We start from the raw sequence: 5171 nt of genomic DNA, 5'->3' as shown, positions 1-5171 counted from the left end.
GGGTTGCTTTTGGGTGGAGTTGTTGTGGGGTGTTTGGTATCATTTAGGGGTGTCGACGTTGACTTCTTCTCTTCTTGGTGAGCTTGATCGGGTTCGTGCCGATCGGGCTCGGCTTGATGCTCGGGAGGCGGTTTTGCTGGCTCGGTTGGAATCGGTTGAGTCCGATTTTGCGGGTTTGGTGGAAGCGTTGCGTCCGGTGTTGCGGGGGTCTCGGGCTCAGGTGGAGAAGCGGGTTGCCCTCGCATCAACACTTGCGTCGGATCACCCTGGGGTGCTGGCGGCTATGGCTCGTGGGGAGATCGATGCCTACGGAGCCTCCCGGGTTGTCGCTGTGACGTCCGGGATGTCGGCTGCGCAGGTTCGTCAGGTTGACTCGCAGCTCGCTGCGAAGCTCTCGTCGGCGCCGACCTCGACGTTCATGCCCGACAACCTCGCCGCACACACGCGGAAGATCGCCAACTCCGTGGATCCTGACGGGCAGGCGGCACGAGCCCGCGTTGCTCGGCGTGGGCGGAAGGTTGAGCTCGTCCATGGTGAGAACGCCATGTCGCGACTGACCGCGCACGTGCCCGTCGAAGTGGCATCCGCTGCCTACGCGCGCGTGGATGCACTCGCCAAGGCACTTCGGCGGGCCGGATCGTCGCGGTCGATGGACCAGCTGCGGGCTGACGTCACCGCCGACCTCCTCCTCGGACGGGACGTCGGCGTCACCGCACCCGAAACGGCCGCCACCGTCTCCCTGCACATGCCCGCCTCCACCGCATTGGGCATCACCAACTCCGGCTGCACCCTCGACGGCTACGGCACCATCCCCGCACCCATCGCCCGCGAGATCATGACCAACCCCCACAGCACCTGGCGCAAAGTCCTCTGCGACCCCACCACCGGCACACCAACATCCCTCGGCCGAACCCGCCGCAGACCTTCAGCCACCATCCGCGAATTGGTCCGGATCCGGGACCGGGAGTGTGTCGTTCCCTGGTGTCACCGGCCGGCCACCCACACCGACTTCGACCACGAACAACCCTGGACAGATGGCGGACCGACGTCAGCCACCAACGGCACCAGCCGATGCCGACACCACCACCGGCTCAAACACCACCCACGCTGGACCCACAGCCACAACCCCACCCGCGGCACCACGACCATCACCACACCCCACGGCACCACCTACACCGCCACCAACCCGGCCGTCCTGCGTCGGGACGCCCGTCCGAACGCCAGCCGGGACGTCAGATGAGGTCGAGCGGGTCCAGCCGGACGCGTACCGGGCTGTCTTCCTTCCTGCGCCCCGCACCGCGGCCAGCGTGTGCGCCGCGGCCGCCAACGCGCGGCCGTCGCCCCGCGGCACCCGGATCACGCCCGCTCCCGCTCCGCGCGGCCCTCCTCGTCCACCTCGCCCAACGGCACCGGACCGAGGACCTCCGCGCTGTCCGGCAACTCCCACTCGTCCAACACCGCCGCCAACGCGTCCGGCGCCGCGTCCACGCTCGCCATGCGCACCGCCGGCGGGAAACCCAACTCCCGCCGCTCCGCCAACTCCGACTCCGCCAACCACGCCGGATCCCACCGCACCAACGCCTGCACCACCGGCACCCCGGCCTCGGCCCCCACGATCACCCGGCCGCCCTCGACCCCCGGGCGCACCAACGCCGCCGCCGCCATCCACCGCCGCAACGCCTCCTCCGACGCCCGCAGATCCTGCCGGCCCAACAACGCCCACCCGTCCAGCAACAACGCCGCGCCGTACCCGCCTTCGGCCACCGGCTCCGCACCCGGCGTCGACACCACCAACGCCGCCGCACCCGGCACCTCCGACAACACCTCACCACCACCCGAGGTGCGCACCGGCACCCCCGCGACGCCCGGCCCAACTCCTCCGCCGTCCGCTTCGAACCGATCACCACCGCCCGCAACCGCGTCCCACCACACGCCGAACACCGGAACGCCGCATCCGTCACCCCACACCACCGGCACCGCGGCGCACCCCCCGCCGACCCGTCACCACCGCCCGGCAACGCCAACGGACCCGCACAATGCCGACACCGCGCCCGGCTCCGACATTGCGCACACGCCAACCCCGGCACATACCCCCGCCTCGGCACCTGCACCAACACCGGCGCCCCCGCCTTCAGGCTCGCCCGCGCCGCCTCGAACGCCACCGCCGGCAACCGCGCCGCCCGCGCCGCCTCGTCCCGCGCCACATCGAAATCCTCACCCGTCGGCGTCACCCGCGGCGCCGACGCCCGCAACGTCTCCCTCGTCGCCGACAACGGCCGCGCCCAGCCCGACTCCAACAACAACTGCGCCTCGGCCGTCCGCGCGAAACCCGCCACCAACAACGACGCGCCCTCCGCATGCGCCCGCACCATCAACACGTCCCGCACCTGCGGATACGGCATATGCGGATCCACATGCACATCGTCACCGTCGTCCCACACCACGAACAACGCCGGATCCACCACCGCGCGAACATCGCCGCGCGCGTCCCCACCACGATCCGCGCCGCCCCGCGCTTCACCGCCAACCACCGTCGATACCGCTCCGCCGGACCCACATCCGCCGACAACGCCACCACCGCAGCGCCCCCGCCAACTCGGCACACGCCGCCGACACCCGCGCCACATCCCGATGATCCGGCAACACCAGCACCGCGCCCCGGCCCGCCGCAGACACCGTCGCCGCCAACTCCGCCAACCGGCGCGGCCAGTCCTCCCCCGGCAACGCCTGCCACACCGCATTCGCCACCCGGCCCGACGCCAACGCCGCCACATACGACGCGCCCCACCGATACCGATCCCACGCAGGCGCACCCGGCGCCACGACAGGAGCCTCGGCATCGGCCGAAGGCATCTCCTCCGCCTCCACCGCCGCATGCCGCGGCGGGATCGCCAACCGCGCCACGTCCATGAACGTGCCGCCGTACCGATCGGCCACCGCACGACACAACGCCGCCAACCCCGGCGTCAACACGACCTCGCTCGAGGTCACCCGCTCCAGGAACGCCAACCGGCCCTGATGGTCCGTCGTCGACGCCCGCTCCACGACGAACCCGTCCACCAACTGGCCCGCGAACCGCACCCGCACCCGGCAACCCGGTACCACGCGCTCGTCCCACTCCCGCGGCACCTGGTAGTCGAACGTGCGGTCCAGATGCGGCAACGGCACATCCACCGCCACGCGCGCGATCGGATCCCGCTCCGCGGGCTGCTTGCGCCCCTTCGTGGACCGGTTCGTGGACCGCTTCCCCTTCGCCGGCGGCGCGCCCTTCCGCGTCGCGGGGCCGGAGAGGTCGTCCAGGTCCCACAGCGGGGTCGGTTCAGGGCCGGTCACACGTCTTCTCTACCACCAGCGACGCTCACCGCTCGGCGCGGGCGCGCCCGGACCCCACCGACCGCGACGGCAACGCACTGATCCCCTTGTTCAACAGATCGAACGCCGGCTGCTCCACCAGGCGCGTCAACGCCCATCCCGCAAACACCGCCGTCGCCAGGTACACCGGGATCCAGCCGAACCACGGCACCCCGAGGTCGGCCACGTGCCGCGCCACGATCGAACCGATCATGTAGTGCATCAGGTACACGCCGTACGAGATGCCCGCCAGCCAGCGGATCGGGCGCGCGAAGTTCGTCAGGAACCGCGCATCCCACACCGGCTGGTAGGCCGCCACGGAAATCAGCACCAACGCGACCGCGAACGCCACCACCGAGTCACCGGGCGGCGGGTGCGCCGTGTGCGCCGCCAGCACCGCGATCTGCATCAACAGCAGCTCGGTGAACGTCATCTTGTGCTTCGACCAGCGGTAGATCGCCACGCCGGCCACCAGCAGATGCGCCCGGTTCAGCCCCGTGCCGTCCATGACCATGCTGACCCACTCCGGCGGCACCATGCCGGGCCCCATGAACAGGTAGCGCAGGGTCAGCGGCACCAGCAGCACCGCCCACATCACCAGCGACGCCGTCCGGCCCCGCACCTTGCCCTTCCACGCCAACAACGCGATCGCCGTGAAGCCGCACACCTGCACGGGCACCGTCCAGTGCGCCCGGTCGATGTACTCGACGCTGTCGACCAGGTTGGGCAACATCGCCAGGTTGCCCACCAGGTCGGTGTAGGACGGGCGGTAGAAGCCCTCCGGGTACAGCAGGATGCTGACGGCGAAGATGACGACCACGGCCACGAAGAACGCCGGCAGCAGCCGCGCCAACCGCCGCAACCACCACCGAAACGGTGGCTTCCTGCCGATCGTCATGGCTGCGAAGTAGCCGGAGACCACGATCAGCAGCGACGCGCCGAACGGGAAGTCCATCTGCAACGGACCCGGCGGCATGTCGTAGCCGGGCAGCGTCTGCGGCGTCAGGAGCGTGGTGTGGAACGCCAGCACCGCCAGGATGCCCAGCACCCGCACGGCGTCCCAGCTGATGTGCCGCGGGCTGCGCGTCGGCGCGGGCTGTACCGGCTCCCCCGGCACGCCCGCCGAGGCCGCCGTGTCGGCCGCGCCGGTCGAGTCGACAGCGCCTGTGCCCGCCCGCTGCGCCGGGCTACCGGGCGTTCCCTGTGTGTCCACCACGAGTTCGAAGGGTAGGACACGGCGTCACCCGTACGGGCAGCAGGTGAACGCCGTGTCCTGGCATTCAGGCCGAAAACATCTCGGCCGCCACCCGGTCAGCTGTCGACGGCCCTGCGCAGATCGCCGGCGCGGTTGGTGTTTTCCCAGGGCAGGTCCGCGTCCGGGCGGCCGAAGTGGCCGTAGGCCGCGGTCTGGGCGTAGATCGGACGCAGCAGGTCCATGTCCCGGATGATCGCGGCCGGACGCAGATCGAACACCTCGTCGATCGCGGCCTGGATCTTCGTCGGCGACACCGTCTCCGTACCGAAGGTCTCCACGAACAGACCCACCGGAGCAGCCTTACCGATCGCATACGCCACCTGCACCTCGCGCGCTCGGCCAAACCGGCGGCCACCACGTTCTTGGCCACCCACCGCATCGCGTAGCCGCGGACCGGTCGACCTTCGACGGGTCCTTGCCCGAGAACGCGCCACCACCATGACGGGCCATACCGCCGTAGGTGTCGACGATGATCTTCCGACCCGTCAGACCCGCATCACCCATCGGACCACCGACCACGAACCGGCCCGTCGGGTTGATCAACACCTTCGGGTCCTCGGCCTCC

The 5171-nt window shown here is 70.4% G+C and carries 2 protein-coding genes and 2 pseudogenes; 1 reads left to right on the top strand and 3 read right to left on the bottom strand.

The genetic code is table 11. The features are described 5' to 3' along the window. Nucleotides 1–13: 13 nt before the first annotated feature. The gene (locus BJF85_RS23550; RefSeq protein WP_083666656.1) at nt 14–1240 is read left to right on the top strand and encodes an HNH endonuclease signature motif containing protein; all 1227 of its coding nucleotides are present in this window, start codon (nt 14–16) and stop codon (nt 1238–1240) included. Here the strand turns inward: BJF85_RS23550 and BJF85_RS28255 are convergent. From BJF85_RS28255 to BJF85_RS23535, 3 genes and pseudogenes are all read right to left on the bottom strand, one after another. Next, nucleotides 1233–3333: pseudogene (locus BJF85_RS28255) on the bottom strand (primosomal protein N'). The gene BJF85_RS23550 and the pseudogene BJF85_RS28255 sit on opposite strands and share 8 nt — an antisense overlap. Before the next feature lie 25 nt (nt 3334–3358). Then, the gene (locus BJF85_RS23540) at nt 3359–4468 is read right to left on the bottom strand and encodes an acyltransferase (RefSeq protein ID WP_075850149.1); all 1110 of its coding nucleotides are present in this window, start codon (nt 4466–4468) and stop codon (nt 3359–3361) included. 194 nt (nt 4469–4662) lie between these two features. Then, nucleotides 4663–5171: pseudogene (locus BJF85_RS23535) on the bottom strand (methionine adenosyltransferase domain-containing protein); the annotation flags it as partial.

The organism is Saccharomonospora sp. CUA-673 (assembly GCF_001942305.1).
Classification (GTDB): domain Bacteria; phylum Actinomycetota; class Actinomycetes; order Mycobacteriales; family Pseudonocardiaceae; genus Prauserella.
The sequence above is the reverse complement of the archived record's forward strand: the minus strand, read 5'-3'. Positions and strand labels throughout refer to the sequence as shown.